The 15,777-nt window shown below is 64.3% G+C and carries 14 protein-coding genes; all 14 read right to left on the reverse strand.

Annotated elements, in window-relative coordinates; all coding sequences use genetic code 11:
* Positions 1–102: 102 nt before the first annotated feature.
* The 14 genes from EYW45_RS20155 to EYW45_RS20220 are packed head-to-tail and all read right to left on the reverse strand — an operon-like array spanning position 103 to position 15,573.
* Positions 103–1,695 carry a phytoene desaturase family protein gene (locus tag EYW45_RS20155; protein WP_161137262.1) on the reverse strand — a complete coding sequence of 531 codons (1,593 nt, stop codon included), beginning with the start codon at positions 1,693–1,695 and terminating at the stop codon, positions 103–105.
* A 22-nt stretch (positions 1,696–1,717) separates the two neighbouring features.
* Positions 1,718–2,497, reverse strand: a complete 780-nt coding sequence (locus tag EYW45_RS20160; RefSeq protein WP_161137263.1) for a cyclase family protein — start codon at positions 2,495–2,497, stop codon at positions 1,718–1,720.
* A 31-nt stretch (positions 2,498–2,528) separates the two neighbouring features.
* On the reverse strand, positions 2,529–3,839 hold the full coding sequence (locus EYW45_RS20165; protein ID WP_161137264.1) for an MFS transporter: 1,311 nt from the start codon (positions 3,837–3,839) through the stop codon (positions 2,529–2,531).
* 29 nt (positions 3,840–3,868) lie between these two features.
* Complete coding sequence (locus tag EYW45_RS20170; RefSeq protein WP_161137265.1) at positions 3,869–4,609, reverse strand: ABC transporter ATP-binding protein; 741 nt, start codon at positions 4,607–4,609, stop codon at positions 3,869–3,871.
* A complete protein-coding gene (locus EYW45_RS20175) occupies positions 4,610–6,403 on the reverse strand; it encodes a branched-chain amino acid ABC transporter ATP-binding protein/permease (protein ID WP_161137266.1) in 1,794 nt (597 codons plus the stop codon). It abuts the gene before it with no gap.
* Positions 6,400–7,440, reverse strand: coding sequence for a branched-chain amino acid ABC transporter permease (locus EYW45_RS20180; protein WP_161137267.1), 1,041 nt, complete (start codon positions 7,438–7,440; stop codon positions 6,400–6,402). The genes EYW45_RS20175 and EYW45_RS20180 overlap by 4 nt, the downstream gene beginning before the upstream one ends.
* Positions 7,441–7,462: 22 nt before the next feature.
* A complete protein-coding gene (locus tag EYW45_RS20185; protein WP_161137268.1) occupies positions 7,463–8,611 on the reverse strand; it encodes an ABC transporter substrate-binding protein in 1,149 nt (382 codons plus the stop codon).
* A gap of 34 nt (positions 8,612–8,645) precedes the next feature.
* Complete coding sequence (locus tag EYW45_RS20190) at positions 8,646–9,404, reverse strand: SDR family NAD(P)-dependent oxidoreductase (protein WP_161137269.1); 759 nt, start codon at positions 9,402–9,404, stop codon at positions 8,646–8,648.
* The gene (locus EYW45_RS20195) at positions 9,401–9,865 is read right to left on the reverse strand and encodes a Zn-ribbon domain-containing OB-fold protein (protein WP_161137270.1); all 465 of its coding nucleotides are present in this window, start codon (positions 9,863–9,865) and stop codon (positions 9,401–9,403) included. Before EYW45_RS20195 ends, EYW45_RS20190 begins: the two co-directional genes overlap by 4 nt.
* Complete coding sequence (locus tag EYW45_RS20200) at positions 9,862–11,037, reverse strand: thiolase family protein (protein WP_161137271.1); 1,176 nt, start codon at positions 11,035–11,037, stop codon at positions 9,862–9,864. Before EYW45_RS20200 ends, EYW45_RS20195 begins: the two co-directional genes overlap by 4 nt.
* Positions 11,034–12,662, reverse strand: coding sequence for an AMP-binding protein (locus tag EYW45_RS20205; RefSeq protein WP_161137272.1), 1,629 nt, complete (start codon positions 12,660–12,662; stop codon positions 11,034–11,036). Before EYW45_RS20205 ends, EYW45_RS20200 begins: the two co-directional genes overlap by 4 nt.
* A gap of 9 nt (positions 12,663–12,671) precedes the next feature.
* Positions 12,672–13,166, reverse strand: coding sequence for an aromatic-ring-hydroxylating dioxygenase subunit beta (locus EYW45_RS20210; protein WP_161137273.1), 495 nt, complete (start codon positions 13,164–13,166; stop codon positions 12,672–12,674).
* The gene (locus EYW45_RS20215) at positions 13,163–14,554 is read right to left on the reverse strand and encodes an aromatic ring-hydroxylating dioxygenase subunit alpha (protein ID WP_161137274.1); all 1,392 of its coding nucleotides are present in this window, start codon (positions 14,552–14,554) and stop codon (positions 13,163–13,165) included. Before EYW45_RS20215 ends, EYW45_RS20210 begins: the two co-directional genes overlap by 4 nt.
* Positions 14,555–14,595: 41 nt before the next feature.
* Positions 14,596–15,573, reverse strand: coding sequence for a PDR/VanB family oxidoreductase (locus EYW45_RS20220; RefSeq protein WP_161137275.1), 978 nt, complete (start codon positions 15,571–15,573; stop codon positions 14,596–14,598).
* Between the last annotated feature and the right edge of the window lie 204 nt (positions 15,574–15,777).

A 15,777-nucleotide genomic window follows, 5' to 3' on the forward strand; every position in this document is an offset into this window, starting at 1 on the left:
CGTCGGCCGGATCGGGCGTGCTGCACTTCCGATGCGCCTCGCACCTCCAGCCGGGCGATGTCGATCGTCGCGCGTGTTGATGGCGGTGGCGCTGCGCCGCTCTCAGCGGCGTTTCGCGAGCTTGTTCGCTACCTGGTAACCCGAGTTGCCGCCCAACCCCGGCCCCGGATGTGTGGCTGCGCCAATGTGAAAGACGTTGCCGTATGGCGTCTTGTGTCCGCCCACGCCATCGCGCTTGGCGAAGGGCCGAAACCAGAAGAATTGATCGGGCGAGCAGATGCCGGAGTAGGGGTCGCCGCCCACCAGATTGCAGTTCATGGCTTCCAGATCGGCGGGCGAGTAGGCGACCCGACCCACGATGCACGACGCCAGATCGGGCAGCACGCGTTCGAGACGGTGCTGAATGCGATCGGCCATCGCCTCGCGGATGCGCGGGCTCCAGGTGAAGTCGGCCTCCGCTGCGATTTCACCTGCGGCATCGCCGCGCACTTTGGATGGCATGTCTTGCAATTGCAGCCACAAGATCCAGCCGCCGGCAGGCGCGCGCGTGGCATCGACGGCCACGGGTTGTCCGACGGCGATCGTGGGATAACGCGGCAACTGGCCGTTGTTGGCTTCCACGACGGCAAGGCAAACGTTTTCCATGCTTTCCGTCACGTGCACCAGCGGCACGGAGAGCAGCTCGGCATCCGGCCAGGTGGGCGGACGACTCAGTGCGAAGTGGATCTGCATGCAGCCCCGGCCGTAGCGATAGGCCGCGGCGCTGTCGCGAACCGCTTGCGGTGCTTGCGGCAGCAGGTCGCGATACAACTGTGTGGGGGTGACGTTGCACACCACCGATTCGCTGCAAAGGTAATCGCGGCCATTGGCGCGCACGCCCACCGCCGTGTTGCCGGTGAGCAGCACGCGCTCGACATGTGCGCCGGTGCTGAGTTGTCCGCCGTGCTTGCGAATGATGGCGGCCAGGCCTTCCACCAGTTTTTCGCCACCGCCTTCCACCACCGGCATCCCGCCAGCCGTGACGGCTGCGAAGGTGACCTTGCCGATCAGCGCCGAGGTGGCATCGTCCGGGCCGATGCCGCTGTGCAGCACCCAAGGGGCGAGCAGCGCGCGTGAAGTGGGGGAGGTGAAGGTGCGCTCGGACCAGCGCCGAAAACTTTCCAGCGATTCCGACGCAAAGTTCAGCAATCCGCCGATGCCGCGCGCGCGCCAGGCGCCAAACAGGGTGCGCAAAAGTTTGAAGCCGTAGGGGTCTTCGCCGAGCAGCCCGAACGTGAGCTGAGCATCGCGTTGGAACAGCTGCCCGGCCAGGGTCGCGAATGCGTCGCCATCGCCCGGCGCCAGTCGATTCATGCGGGCGGCGGTGTCTGCAATGTCATGCGTGAGCGCCAGGTGCTCGCCGTCGGGGGTGACGAGGCCGGTGGTATATCCGTTACTCGGAAAGCGCACGCCCGCGGCCGCGAGGTCGTCCTTGAGCTCGGCGTAGCCGGGGCTGGCCATGAAAAGGGGATACCAGGACGACAGCGTCTCATGCCGATACCCGGGAAACAATTCCACGGTGCGGATGCATCCTCCCAGGGTGTCGTTGCGCTCGAAGACGTGCACCGTTTTGCCGCGTTTGGCGAGTACGGCGGCACACACCAGCGCGTTGATGCCGCTACCGACGATGATGATCTGGGGCGAGGCGGTCTGCATCGATGGAATCTGCCTGAAACGATTAAGGGACGAGGGCCAGCACCCGCAACGGCGAGCCCGAGCCGCGCTGGATTTTCAAGGGGGCCGCAATGATCACCGCACCGACGGCGGGCAGTTGGTCGAGGTTGTTCAGGCACTGCAAGCCATAGCGATTGGCGCCGTGCATCAGTGTGTGGCACGGGTACGCGGTTGGCCACGCATACGATTGCCCGGCGTCGGTATTGATGGTTTCCACACCGAAGCCGTGCACGTCCCGTTCGCGAATCAGCCACTCCACGGTTTCCTGCGTGGGCCCGGGCGTGTGCGCGCCGTCTTCCTTCATATTCAGGAACGCGGCAGGGTCGTTGACGCGTTTCGACCAGCCGGATTGGAACAGCACCCAGGCTCCCGCCGGGATGCGGCCATGTTGGGCTTCCCACTTCTCCAGAAACGCCACGGTGAGCAGCCAGTCTTCATCGCCGGCGACCTCGGCGCGCGCGTCTATCACGACGGCCGGCGCAATGAAGTTCTTGGGGTCGATCGTGTCGACGGTGTTGTTTGGATGATCGCGGCCACTGATCCAATGCGCCGGCGCATCGAAGTGCGTGCCGGTGTGTTCACCGCAGGTGAAATTGTTCCAGTACCAGCCCGGACCGGCATCGTCATACTCGGAGATCTTGTCGATCTTGAATCCGGTGACCTGACCGAATTGGGGCGGCAGCTGCAACGACGGAAATTCGGGCGAGAGGGTGTGCGTCAAATCGATCAGGCGCAGTTCGCCGGCGGCCAGTTGCTGCATGAAGGTGAGGGTGGCGTCGGTCATGGGGCATTCTCCAATTCGAAAGGGGCTTGCATCACGTGTTGCGCGTCATGCCGCGCGAATACAGCACGGCGGCAGTGGTGACGGCGGCAAGGAAGATCAGATAAAGCGATACGGGCCAGGCGGCCTGGTAGCGCGACAGCAATGCGGTGGCGATGAAGGGCGCAAAGCCGCCGCCCACCACCGACGCGATTTCGCGGCCGATCGAAATGCCGGAGTACCGTACGTCGGTGGAAAAGAGTTCGGTGTAGAAGCTCGGTTGCGTGCCGATCATCGCGGCATGGCACAAGGTGTTGGCCAGGACGAATGCGAGGATGACCAATGTGGTGTCCTTGGTGGCGATCATCCAGAAAAACGGAAACGCCACGATCATCAAACCGATGGTGCCCATCAGGTATACCGGCCGACGGCCGATGCGGTCGGACAGGGCGCCGTAGGCAATCATGGCGGGCAGGGCCAGCGTCATCGAGATCATGACGCCGGCGAGCATCACCGTATTCGACACGCCGATGTATTTGCCGTATGCCAGCGAGAACGCGAGGAAGATATATGAGCCGCCGCTTTCGGCGATTCGCAGGCCCATGCCCACCAGCATGCCCCTGGGATGCTCCTTGAACGCGCGCAGCCAGGGCATCTCGGCTTTCTTGGGGACGTGCGTGCCTGACTTCCCGGCCTTTTCGGCTTTGCTGAAGTCTTCCGTCTCGGGCAGCTTGTGGCGAATGTAGGCCCCGACGCCGAACAGCACCACGCTGCCCAGGAACGGGAGTCGCCACCCCCACGCCAGGAAGTCCTCCGGCGGCAGTTGCTGCACGGCAAGGAAGGCGGCCGCCGACAGCACGAAGCCGCCTGCGACACCCGCCTGGCTCCAGGCGGCGTAGAACCCGCGCCGATTGGGTGGCGCGTTTTCGGAGATGATCAGCACCCCGCCGCCCCACTCGCCGCCGGCCGCCATGCCTTGGAGAAGGCGCAGCAAGACCAGCCCGATCGGTGCCCAGATACCGATCGTGGCATAGGTGGGCAACAGGCCGATCAGGAATGTCGAGGCGCCCATGATGAAGAGCGTGGCCACCAGCGCCGTGCGGCGCCCGATGCGATCGCCGATGTGGCCGAAGATCACCGCGCCGAAGGGGCGCGCGATGAACCCGACGGCAAACCCGGCGAACGCGGCCAGGGTGCCGGTGAGGGGATCGGTGCCCACCGGAAAGAACAGTTGCCCGAACACGAGCGCGGCGGCGGTGCCATACAGGAAGAAGTCATACCATTCCAGGGCGTTGCCGGCGACCGATGCGGCGACGATTTTGCGAAGACTGACCGGTTGCCCGGATCCTGCGACCACTGTACTCACGACGGTTCCCTTATCGGTGTGATGGTGCGTTAAATCGCTGGGGCGACCGGTTTGCCATGCCCCAGATAGATGTCGATAACCTTCGGGTTTTGCGCGACTTCCGCGGCCGGCCCTTCGAGCGTGACGGCGCCGAGTTCGAGCACGTAGGCGTAATCGGCGATCTTCAATGCGGCGCGCGCGTTCTGCTCGACCAGCAGGATCGAAACGCCGCGACGCCGCAGCTCCACGACGATGTTGAGGACTTCGCCCACGATGCGCGGTGCCAGGCCCAGACTTGGCTCGTCGAGCATCAGCAACGTGGGGCGCGCCATGAGCGCGCGGCCCAGCGCCAGCATCTGGCGTTCACCCCCCGACAGCGTGGCCGCCAGTTGACCGCGGCGTTCGCGCAGGCGCGGGAAGAGGTCGTACACCTCTTGCAGGCTTTGCGTTTGATCGCGCTGCCCGGTGCGGTAGCGATGAAAGCCGCCGAGGGCGAGGTTGTCTTCGACCGTCATCTCGCCGAAGAGCTCGCGCTTTTCCGGGACGAGATTCATCCCGGCGGCGACCATGTCCTCGACCTCGGCATGGACGAACGGCCGGTCGCCGAACACGATGTCGCCACGTGACGGCAGCATGCCCATGATGGCCGAGAGCAGCGTGGTCTTGCCGGCGCCGTTAGGCCCGATGACCGTCACGATCTGGCCGCGGCCCACGGTGAGATCGACGCCGCCCACCGCAGTGATGTTGTCGTAGGCCACCTGCAGGCCGCGTACGGTGAGTAGATCGCTCATTTAGTCCACGCCTCCCAGATAAGCGTCGAGCACGGCGGGATTTTCGCGAATCTCGGCAGGCAAGCCTTCGGCGATCTTCTCGCCGAAGTCCATGACGACGATGCGGTCCACCAGGCCCATCACGAATTCCATGTCGTGTTCGACGAGCAGGATGGCCATCCCTTCATCTTTCAAGCGGCGCAGCAACTGCGCCAGCGCCTGCTTTTCGAGGTAGCGCAGGCCGGCGGCCGGCTCGTCGAGCAACAGCACGGCCGGGTCGGACGTGAGCGCGCGGGCGATTTCGAGGATGCGCTGCTGGCCCAACGACAACGAACCGGCCTCGTCATGCATGTGCGCGCCGAGACCGACACGCTCGATGTGCTGCGCGGCGCAGGCCAGCAATTGCGCTTCCTCGCTGCGATCCAGGCGCCATGCCGAAGACAGGATGCCTTTGTGCCCGCGTAGATGCGCGCCGATGGCGACGTTCTCCAGTACGCTCATTTTGCCCAGCAGCCGCACATGCTGGAACGTGCGCGACAGGCCCATGCGCGCGATGTGACGTGCGCCGAGCCCGGTCACCTCCCGCCCTAGAAACACCACGCTGCCGGACGTGGGCGTGTCCACGCCCGAGAGCTGATTGAAGAAGGTGCTCTTGCCTGCGCCGTTGGGTCCGATCAAGGCCAGGATTTCACCGGCGTGCACGTCCAGGCTCATGTCGTTATTGGCCACCAAGCCACCAAACTTGCGGGTGATGCGATCGGCCTGCAGCACGACGTCGCCCCGCGTGGGCATGGGTTTGGCGGGCAGCGGCGGTGCGGTCGAATCGATCGCGCGCGGCGCGCGGCGCACCGGCACCCATCTGGCGATCAGCGGCCACAGTCCCCCGCGCGCACGGTGCAGCAGCAGCACCATCCCGAAGCCGAACACGATGATCTCGAAATTGCCCGTTTGCCCCAATAACCTGGGCAGCCAGTCCTGCAGCCATTGTTTGAGCAGCGTGAAGAGGCCTGCGCCCACGATGGCGCCCCACACATGGCCTGCGCCGCCGATCACGGCCATGAACAGATATTCGATCCCCATCTGCAAGCCGAAGGGCTGCGGGTTGACGAAGCGTTGCATGTGGGCATAAAGCCAGCCGGACGCGCTGGCTTGAAGGGCGGCCACGAGAAAAATAATGACGCGCGCGCGCGCCGTATTCACACCCATCGATTCGGCCATGATGCGTCCGCCCTTGAGTGCGCGGATCGCCCGCCCCTCGCGTGAATCGAGCAGGTTTTGCGTGGACCAGAGCGCGAGCAGCATGAACGCCCAGATCAGATAGAAAATGCGTTCGCCGGTATTGAGCGCAATACCGAAAAAAGAAATCACCGGGATATTGGGCAGGCCGGTGTGGCCGCCGAAACCGTCGACCGAGCCGAAGGCGTAGTACAAGCTCAGGCCCCAGGCGATCGTCCCCAGGGGCAGGAAGTGGCCGGAGAGACTCAGGGTGATGGCGCCGAGCAGCCACGCCACCACCAATGTGATCGCCAGTCCCACCAGCAACGTGATCCAGGGCGACGCGCCCAGCCACGCCATCCATGCGGGAAGCGTGTCGCCTTGCGTGGTGAGGATGGCGGTGGTGTAGGCACCCAGGCCCACGAAGGCAGCCTGGCCGAAGCTGGTGAGTCCGCCCACGCCGGTGAGCAAGACGAGCCCCAGCGCCACCATCGCGTACAAGCCGATGTAGTTGAGCAAGGTGACGTAAAACGGCGGCAGCACCAGGGGCGCCACGGCCAGCAGCGCCAGAAAGATCAGGATCAGGCGGCGCGGCGTCATTCGTCTTCCTCTTCGACCGTGTGGCTGCGCAGCGAGCGCCAGAGCAGGACGGGAATGATCAACGTAAACACGATGATCTCTTTGTAGGCGCTGGCCCAGAACGCCGAAAAGGCTTCGATCATCCCGACCAGGACTGCGCCACCGGCCGCCAGCGGATAGCTGACGAGGCCGCCGATGATGGCGCCCACGAAGCCCTTCAAGCTGATCAGAAAACCCGAGTCGTAGTACACCGTGGTGATCGGCGCGATGAGAATGCCGGAGACGGTGCCGATCAACGCGGCCAGAAAGAAGGTGGCGCGACCGGCAAACACGGGCGAGATCCCCATCAATCGCGCGCCGGTGCGGTTATAGGCCGCAGCGCGCAAAGCCTTGCCGTACAGCGTGCGATCGAAGCACACATACAGCACGACGATCAACACCACCGAGACGCCGATCACCCACAGCACCTGGCTCGGCACATTGGCGGGGCCCACGGTCAAGACGGTGTCGGTGAAGGGATCGGTGCGCCCGCCATCCACGCCGAAGATCAAAAGCCCCAGCCCGACCAATGCAATGTGCACGGCGATCGACACGATGAGCAGAATCAGCGGCGACGCCGAAGCGATCGGTTGATAGAAGAGGCGATAGAGTTGCGGTCCCATCGGCACGAGCAGCGCCAGAACGAGCAGTGCGCGCACGGCCATCGGCAGGGTGGCCAGGGGCAGGGTATAGAGCAATGCGGCCAGTGCGAACGGGTAGGCGAGCTTGAGCAACAAACCGCGTGGCAGGTGCCAGGCGCCGCGCCGCTTGCGTATCGCCCAGGCGTCGGCGCAGGCCTCGGCCACGGCAAAGCCCGCAAGCAACCACACGAGCGTGGTGGGGCGGCCCGTTTGCAGGGCCGCCATCGCAAGCGCGGCGAACGCCACGAACTCCCCCTGCGGGATGAACAGCACCCGGGTTACGGTGAAGACGAGCAGGATGGCCATCGCCAGCAGCGCGTAGACCGCGCCGTTGGTAATGCCGTCCTGCGTCAGGATCAGGGCGATCTGGGCATCCATGGCGTGTTGTCGCTCCGGGCCGTTACTTGATCAGGGCCCAGTCGCCGTTCTTGACCGTGATCAACTCACGGCCGCGCTCATCGAAACCGCTGTGATCGGCCGCCGACATGTTGTAGACGCCTTGCGTGCCCACGAGCTCACGCGTCTGTTCGAGTGCATCGCGCAAGGCGCTGCGAAATTCGGGCGTGCCGGGTTTGGCCGTTTTGCCTGCAATCGGCACCGCTTTCTCGAGCAGGAGCCCGGCGTCATACACATTTGCGCCGAAGGTGGCGGGCTTGGACCCGTTGAGCTTCTCGTAAGCGGCGATGTAGTCGGTGGCGACCTTCTTCGAAGGGTTGCTGTCGGGTATTTCAGGCAAGACCAACATCAGGCTCGCGGCGAGGATCGTGCCTTCGACGCGCTTGCCGCCCAGCTTGAGAAAGTCCGGCAACGCGGCGCCGTGCGTTTGATAGAACTTGCCTTTGTAGCCTTGATCGAAGAGCGTGTTTTGCGGCAGAACGCTGGCGGCACCCGGCGCGGCGATGAGCACGGCATCGGGGCGCGCCGACAGCAACTTGAGCGCCTGCCCGGTGACCGAACTATCGGTGCGCACGTAGCGTTCGTTGGCCGTGATCTTGATGCCTTTCTCCGCCGCCATGCCCGAGAACACCTTGTACCAATTCTCACCGTACGGGTCGTTCAGGCCGATGAACCCCACCGTCTTGATGCCGGTCTTGGCCATGTGCTCGACCAGCGCGCGCGCGATGATGTCGTCGTTTTGCGTGGTCTTGAACACCCATTTCTTTTGCTCATTCATCGGCAGCACCACGGCGGCCGTACCGACCGGCGCCAGCATGGGGGTGCCCGATTCTGCTGCGAACTGGATCGTGCCCATGGCGTTGGGTGAGCCTGAAGGCCCGATGATGGCGTCCACGTTCTGCTCGGAAATCAGCTTCTTGAAGGCCGTGACCGATGCGGTGGAATCGCTGGCGTCATCCAGCGAGATGTATTCGACCGTGAGATCGCCGATCTTCTTGGGCAAGAGCGGCACGGAGTTTTTCTGCGGGATGCCGACCAGTGCCGTGGGCCCCGTGGATGACGTCACCACGCCTATCTTGACTTGCGCCATCGCGGGCAAGGTGCAGAGGGTGGCGAGAACGGCTGCGGCCAGCGCGAATTTCTTGGAATGCATGGTGAACCCTCCGGATGGGAGATGGGTGGATAACCTAGATCGTGATGGAACTCACACTCGCACCGCCGCAGACGAACAGCGTCTGGCCGGTGATGAAACTGTTTTGCGGATCGGAAAAGAACATCACGGCGCGGGCGACATCGTCGGCACGACCCAGTCGGCCCACCGGAATGCTGCGGGCCAGTTGCTGCTCGCGCGCACTGCCGCGTTCGACCACCTCGTAGAACATGTCGGTCTGTACCGGGCCGGGCGCGACCACGTTGACGGTGATGCCGTGCGCGGCCAGTTCGAGCGACCAGGTGCGCGCCATGCCGATCATGCCGGCCTTGGTGGCCGAGTAGGCGGTGCGGGTTGGCAAGCCCAACGCGCCGCGCGACGAGAGCAGCACGATGCGGCCGAACTGGCGCGCCTGCATGCCGGGCAGCGCCGCCTGTACCAGACTGATGGCGGCGCCCAGATGCAATTGCGTCAAGCCTTGCAGATCGCTCTGCTTGACCTCGGGCAAGAGCGCGGGCCAGATGACGCCTGCGTTGTGCACGACGTGACTGATGGCGAAGCGGCGGGCGGCCTCTGCCGCAGCCTGCTCGGTAGCGGTGGCGTCGAGCAGATCCACCTGGATGTTGTGCAGATTGGGGTGGGTGATATCGGCCGCGCGGCGTGCCAGCGATATCACCGTGTAGCCGGCGTCGAGCATGCTGTGGCAAATGCCGGCACCGATGCCGGTGCTGCCCCCGGTCACCAGGGCGATGCGATCGGCATTCGCGGCGTCGGAAGATAATGCGGATGAGTTCATGTCGACGCGCCTGGAAGGGGGGAGGGAAGCGGGGCGTTGACGGCGCCCGGGGGGGCAATGGCGTGCGCCGTCAGGACGGCCTGGCCGCTGGCATCGAGGTCGAGGGTGATGCGTACCCGGCCGTCCGGGATGCAGTCGGCATCCACATGCACCACCGCGGAGGGGCCGCAATCGAAGCGCACCATGCCCACACGCCAAGGCAGCCGCGCTTGAAAATAGGGCTCGTTGCTATGGTGCAGCGTGGTCACGGCAAGCAATTTGCCTTCGGACGAAACGTCGCGCCACTTCAGCGCGTCGCTCAGGCAGTTCACACATACTTCGCGCGGTGGGTATTGGATCGTGCCGCAGTGCGTGCAGCCTTGCAGTGCGAAGCGCGCCTGCGCCGCGATGGCATTCAATTCTTGCGCCTTCGCGCTCCGTGCGGCCGGCGGCAAGGCTTGCGTATCGAGGTCCGTGCTCATGCCTGCCCCCGCGACAATACCGCGGCGGCCGTACATAGCCCGCGGTCGTAATTGATCATGCCGAAGCCGCTGACCAAACCATGCTCGGCATCTTCCACCTGGCGGCCCTTGGCCGCGCCGGTGAGCTGGCGCATGGCCTCCACGATGCCGAGGTAGCCGCCCGCCGCGCCGGCCTGGCCCACGGACAACTGTCCGCCATTGGTGTTGAACGGAAAGCTGCCATCGACGGTGAAGGTATTGGCGCGCACGAAGTCGGGCCCGTCGCCCTTGCCGCAAAAGCCCAGGTCTTCCAGCTGCATCATGTTGATGACCGGATAGTCGTCGTAGGCCTGCACGAAGTCCATGTCCCAGGGCCCCACGCCGGCCATGCCGTAAAGCTCATCGACATCGACCGTCCAGCCGCCGCGCATCTGGATCGGATCGTTGCTCCATGCGTTATGGCGCTCGATGGTCGAAAGAATGCGCACGAACGGAAGTTTCAGGTCGCGCGCGCGATCTTCGGTCATGACCAGATAGCCGTCCGCGCCGGCGCAGGGCATTACGCAATCGAAAAGATGAATGGGATCTGCGATCGGGCGCGCCTGCATGTAGTCGTCCATCGAGAGCGGCTTCTTCATCAACGCGTGCGGGTAGCGCAGCGCGTTGTCGCGCTGGGCCACGCAGAGCTTGCCGAAGTCTTCGCGCATGGCCCCCGTGCGGCGCATGTAATGCGCGGTCAGCAGCGCAAAACTGGCGTTGGGGCCGGCTGCGCCATAGGGATAGACGGCATCCTGGGCGAAACGGGAAAATGCGCTGATGGTGTCGCGAAACGAGTCCGGTTGATTGGTGTCGCCGGCGATGCAGGCGACGACGTCGGCGTCACCGGCTTGAACGGCGCGTGCGGCACGCCGTAGCGCCACCACGCCGCTTGCGCCGCCCATGGGAATGTGGTCGAGCCACCGGGGGCTCATGCCCAGATGCTGTGTGAGCGCGACGGCGGTATCGGGAGCGAGGGTAAAACTCGACACGCACAGGCCGTCGATATCGGTTTTGGCAATGCCTGCGCCGACGATGAGTTCGCGCAGCACGCCGCCCAACCACCAATGCGCGCTGTGCGGCGAGAATCGAACGTACGGCAACGTGGTCGGCACTGTGGCGACCACGCCGGCATAGTCGCGGCGTGTGCGGCTCATGACGTGACCTCGACGCGCTTTTTCATCGCGCAGGTGTTCACGCATGCCTCGCTACCCACGAGGGTGGGTGCCAGGGTTTTCATCTCGCCGCGTTGGATCTTGTTGGTTGGGGTAAGCGGCAACGCGTCGACGAACGCCACATAGCCCGGCGCCTTGTAGTAAGCCAGTTGCGTGAGGCACCAGGTGACGATGCTGTGCGCGATGGCTTGGCGTGCCGCAGGATCGGTGGCCTCAGTGACGATGCACGCCAGCACCTCATCGCCGCGTACCGCGTCGGGCACCGCGGCCACGGCGACGGCGCGCACATCGGGATGGCGCGCGAGCACGCTTTCCACTTCCACGGCGGAGATGTTCTCGCCGCTGCGGCGGATCACGTTTTTCTTGCGATCGACGAAGCGGAACGCGCCGTCGGCTTCGCGCCGCACGATGTCGCCCGTGTGAAACCAGCCGTCGCGCCACGCGTCGTTGGTCGCGGCGTCATCTTTCAGATAGCCGGCGAAGAAGCCGAAACGCGGGCGATCGCCCGCGTGGCGGACCAGCAGTTCGCCGGGCTCTCCCGCCTGGGCGTCGCCGCCGTTATCGGTCACCACGCGCACGAGCACGTCGTCGCCTTCGGCCCCGAAGCAGCTCTCACCGATGTGACGCGGCTCGAGATGCGCCATGATGACAGCGCCGGCGCCCGTCTCGGTCATGGCCCAGGCCTCGAGCAACGGAAAACCGAAGCGTGCCTCGAACGGCCCTTGCAGCGCGCGGTCCACGCCCGCGCCGAAACCGAAGCGCACGTTGTGGTCGAGATCGCTGGCGGCCGGCGGGGCTTTCATCAGGATGGCCGGCATCACGCCCAGATAGTGCAGCACGGTGGCGCCGCTTGCCCGCACGCTCTCCCACCACGTCTTGGGATGGAAGCGATCCAGCACGATCAGACAACCGCCCGTCAACATCATCGCCATGGCCGAGTAGGCCATGGCATTCATGTGCACCAGCGGCAGCGGCGTGAGCATGCGATCGGTGCCAGGCTGAAGCGCTGCCAGGCCGCCGACCTGCGCATACCAGTGCCCGGCATGCAGAAAGTACTCGTTGGGCAGGATGCAGCCTTTGGGTCGCCCGGTGGTGCCCGAGGTATAGAGCAGTGCGCATTCGGTGCCGGCACCGATGGGTGTGCCGGCATGGGGTGCGGCAAACAACGCGGGCTTGGGTGCGTCTTCCGGCGCCATGACCTGCAATGGCCGCGCGGCCTGCACCGCTGCGGCGTTGAGCGCAGCATGCCGGGACGGGATCGCAACGGCAATCGCGATCTCGGAATGAGCGATCAGGTATTCGAGCTCTGCGGCGCGCAGATCGGGGCCGATGGGCACCACCGAGACGCCGAGCGCATTGAGTGCATACCAGTGCAGCAAAAATGCAGGCCGATTTTCAAGTAGCAAGCCGGCACGATGACCGTGGCCGTATCCGGCAGCGGCATAGGCCGATTTCAGACGTTCGACGTCGTTTGCGGCCGTGCCGTAGGTGATCTCGCCGGCATCGATACCGTAGAGCGCCGCCGTTTCCGCCAAGACGCACAGCATGGGTCGGTCGCGCCACTGCGCCACCGATGTCTGAAAGGCTTGATAAACGGTAGCGTTCACGCGCGTCCCTTACATGAAGAGTTGAATATTGCCGAAGGCGGCATCGCAATTGACCAGATCGACACGTTTGAGGTGGATGCGCAGCCCTTCCGATGTGGCCACCAGATGATGCGTGGCCCAGCCCGCAAAGAGGGTTTGGCTGTCGAGCCGCGTTTCCACGTAATGAAAGGCGGTGCGCACCACGTAGCGCCCGTTATCGGGGTCGGCGGCTGGGTGATCGTGTTCGACCGTCGGCTGCTGCAGCAAGTGATGGCAACGGCTTTTCGGTTGCTGCGAGAAGGTGCGCTGGCCGGTCAAGCGCTCGACGCGCACGCGCAGCAGCAGCTTGTCCTCATACATCAGCGACGCATGCAGCCGCGCATCCTGCTGATCGCGGGCGAGCGGCATCCAGTAATGGCCGTCTTCGGTAAACAGGTCCAGCCAGGGTTCGAAGTCCAGTTCGTCGAGCAGGCGCGCTTCGCGGTAGACGAAGTCGATCAAGGCGGCGTTCGCGATCGCTGTCATGAGACCGCCTGGGGCAGCGCGGCGCTGCTGGATGGCGGCTGGCTGGCGGTGGATTGCGCCACAGCCGCGGCTTCGGTCATACCCTCCGTCATGTATCGCGCCCAGGCACGATACTGATTGCGCATCTGCCACTCGTTGGTGCCGTTGGTGACCTCATTGCGCCGGCCGACTTCGGACGCGTCATACAGGCGCCCGACGTTGACCCAGTCGCGACCCCGCGCATGCAGGCCTTCCTGTGCACGCTCATACATCTCGAGGTCGTCATGCCCGACTACCGAGGTGGGTGCGTTGATCAGGCGGTTGTACATGAGGGTGCGTTCGAGCAGCAGGTCGGGTGCGCCCACAAGCCGGAAGGTCCACGATTCCACCAGGGTGCGATTGGCGGCGAGCGGTTTGAAGATGCGCAGCGTCTGAATCGGCCCCTTCACCATGATGTTGGGAAAATAGACGGTGTTGTGGCGCACGTCGCCCAGAATCTGGTTGGCGCGCGCTTCGCCATAGGCCGCCGTCATGGCCTCGAAGTAACCGGGGATGCCGCTGTACGAGGCGTGAATCGAATCCGACACGCCGGTATGGCCGTGGCCATTCTCCCAAACGCGAATGCCCATGCCTTCGAAGAACTCGTAGGGTGAGATGAACGGCGCAAAGAGTTCGACCGCCATCGGTTTGGGCGTGCCTTCGGGCGCCTCTTTCCACACGCGCACTGCCGTGCCGGCGGATGACTCGTGGGCCACCATGGGATGACAGGTGTCGGTCTGGTTATCGACCAGCATCTTCCAATTGCAGCCGTGCAGATAGCGCAACACCCCGCCCGCCACTTCAAGCCGGCCTTCGGGCGAGCGGTCTGCCATGTTGTCCAGCGTGGAAAGCGACTCGCCGAAGAAATCCTCGAAGCTGTCGCCGGTGTCGCTCAAGCGACAGAAAACGAAGCCGCGATGATTGCGGACGTGGTCGACGCGGGCCATGCCCTGGGCAGCTTCCGAGGATTCGAGCCCGGTGTTCTCGTAGCCTTTCTTCAGGGGAATCGAGAGCAGACTGCCGTCGGTCTTGAACGTCCACGCGTGATAGGGGCAGCGGAAGAATTTGCCGGTGTTGCCGCACACCTCGCCGGCGACCATCGTGCCCTTGTGCGGACATCGGTTGTAGAGCACGCGCACACTTTTGTCGGTGTGGCGCACCATTACGACGGGCTGGTTGCCGATTGTGGTGGTGTAGTAGTCGCCGGTATTGGGGATCTGGCTGTCGTGCCCGACATACACCCAGGTGCGTGCGAATACATGCTCCATCTCGAGGTCGAAGAGCGCGTCGTCGATGAACAAGTCCTTGTGGACTTCGGTTTCGCGCACCAGCGCGCGTACGGCTTCGGGGTTGTCGTGATAGTGGGCCATGGATGGCCTCCTGTCAGGTAGACGATGTTCCGTAGGCGCGCTCACAGCGCCAGCACCAGACGGGCCGACTTGGCCCGCGAGATACAGATCTGAATGACCTTGCCGCTCGCGCGCTCGGTATCGGACAAGTAGTAGTCGCGATGATCGGGAATGCCTTCGATCACATCGGCCTGGCACACGCCGCATTCGCCGCGCTTGCAGTCGACCATCGGATCGCAACCGGCTTCTTCCATCACGTCGACGATGGTGCGGTCCGCAGGCACGGTCAGCACCATGCCGGACTCGCGCAGCTCGACTTCAAACGGCTGGTCGCCCGCCAGGGGCGCCGGTGCGGAGAACAACTCGAAGTGCACGTGAGCGTCGGGCCAGTGGCGCGCATGGGCGGCGGCGATCACCGCATCGATCAGGCCTTTCGGCCCGCAAACGTACAGATGCTGATGCGGCGATGCGGCATCGAGGATGGCGTTCAGATCGAAGGCACAGGACGCGTCGTCGTCGGGGTGCAGATGCAACGCATCGCCGGTCAGTGCCGCCAGCTCGTCGCGAAACGCCAATTGATCCAGGCTGCGGCCGCAGTAATGGAACGCGTGCGCGCGGCCGGCTGCAGTCAGCGCCGCGCTCATCGATGCCAGCGGCGTAATGCCGATGCCGCCGGCGATCAGGATCGCAGCAGGCTCGCCCGCCGGCGCTTCATGCAACACAAAATCGTTCTTGGGGCCAACCGCTTCGAGCGTATCGCCCGGCTTGAGCGCATGCATGTAACGCGATCCGCCGCCGCCTGCATCATCGCGGCGCACGCCAAGGCGATACTCGGTGGGCGCGGCAAACGCGCCAGCATCCGCATCGGTCTGGACCAGCGAATAGCAGCGCGGCTCGTCGAGTCCCGGCACCTGCACTTTAAGGTGCGCGCCAGGACCGAAGGCGGGCAGGGGATCGCCCGATGCCAGCACCATGCGGATCGAACAGATCAACGGCGATTCCTGCCGCACTTCACGCACGACGAACGTCAAACGCTGCACGGCGCACCTTGATCGGTTGCGGCGTCTGTCTCGGCTGCCGATGCAAAAAACATGTCGCTCATCTCGTGATCCTCATGCTGCCGGCCGCCACCCTCGAAAGGGTGCCGCACCGCGTCTGCTGTGCTGTCAACGATGCATAACTAATTTAGGAGTCAACACTTTAGGTGTCAACTAAAAACTATGCATTTTCATGGATTCGAAAAA

This window comes from Schauerella aestuarii (assembly GCF_009866805.1).
Classification (GTDB): domain Bacteria; phylum Pseudomonadota; class Gammaproteobacteria; order Burkholderiales; family Burkholderiaceae_B; genus Schauerella; species Schauerella aestuarii.

What these genes read in the sequence shown, in the direction of transcription:
- EYW45_RS20180 (WP_161137267.1), bottom strand. Translation starts at nt 7,440, where the DNA reads ATGGATGCCCAGATCGCCCTGATCCTGACGCAGGACGGCATTACCAAC.
- EYW45_RS20155 (WP_161137262.1), bottom strand. Translation starts at nt 1,695, where the DNA reads ATGCAGACCGCCTCGCCCCAGATCATCATCGTCGGTAGCGGCATCAAC.
- EYW45_RS20160 (WP_161137263.1), bottom strand. Translation starts at nt 2,497, where the DNA reads ATGACCGACGCCACCCTCACCTTCATGCAGCAACTGGCCGCCGGCGAA.
- EYW45_RS20200 (WP_161137271.1), bottom strand. Translation starts at nt 11,037, where the DNA reads ATGAGCCGCACACGCCGCGACTATGCCGGCGTGGTCGCCACAGTGCCG.
- EYW45_RS20185 (WP_161137268.1), bottom strand. Translation starts at nt 8,611, where the DNA reads ATGCATTCCAAGAAATTCGCGCTGGCCGCAGCCGTTCTCGCCACCCTC.
- EYW45_RS20195 (WP_161137270.1), bottom strand. Translation starts at nt 9,865, where the DNA reads ATGAGCACGGACCTCGATACGCAAGCCTTGCCGCCGGCCGCACGGAGC.
- EYW45_RS20170 (WP_161137265.1), bottom strand. Translation starts at nt 4,609, where the DNA reads ATGAGCGATCTACTCACCGTACGCGGCCTGCAGGTGGCCTACGACAAC.
- EYW45_RS20190 (WP_161137269.1), bottom strand. Translation starts at nt 9,404, where the DNA reads ATGAACTCATCCGCATTATCTTCCGACGCCGCGAATGCCGATCGCATC.
- EYW45_RS20215 (WP_161137274.1), bottom strand. Translation starts at nt 14,554, where the DNA reads ATGGCCCACTATCACGACAACCCCGAAGCCGTACGCGCGCTGGTGCGC.
- EYW45_RS20210 (WP_161137273.1), bottom strand. Translation starts at nt 13,166, where the DNA reads ATGACAGCGATCGCGAACGCCGCCTTGATCGACTTCGTCTACCGCGAA.
- EYW45_RS20175 (WP_161137266.1), bottom strand. Translation starts at nt 6,403, where the DNA reads ATGACGCCGCGCCGCCTGATCCTGATCTTTCTGGCGCTGCTGGCCGTG.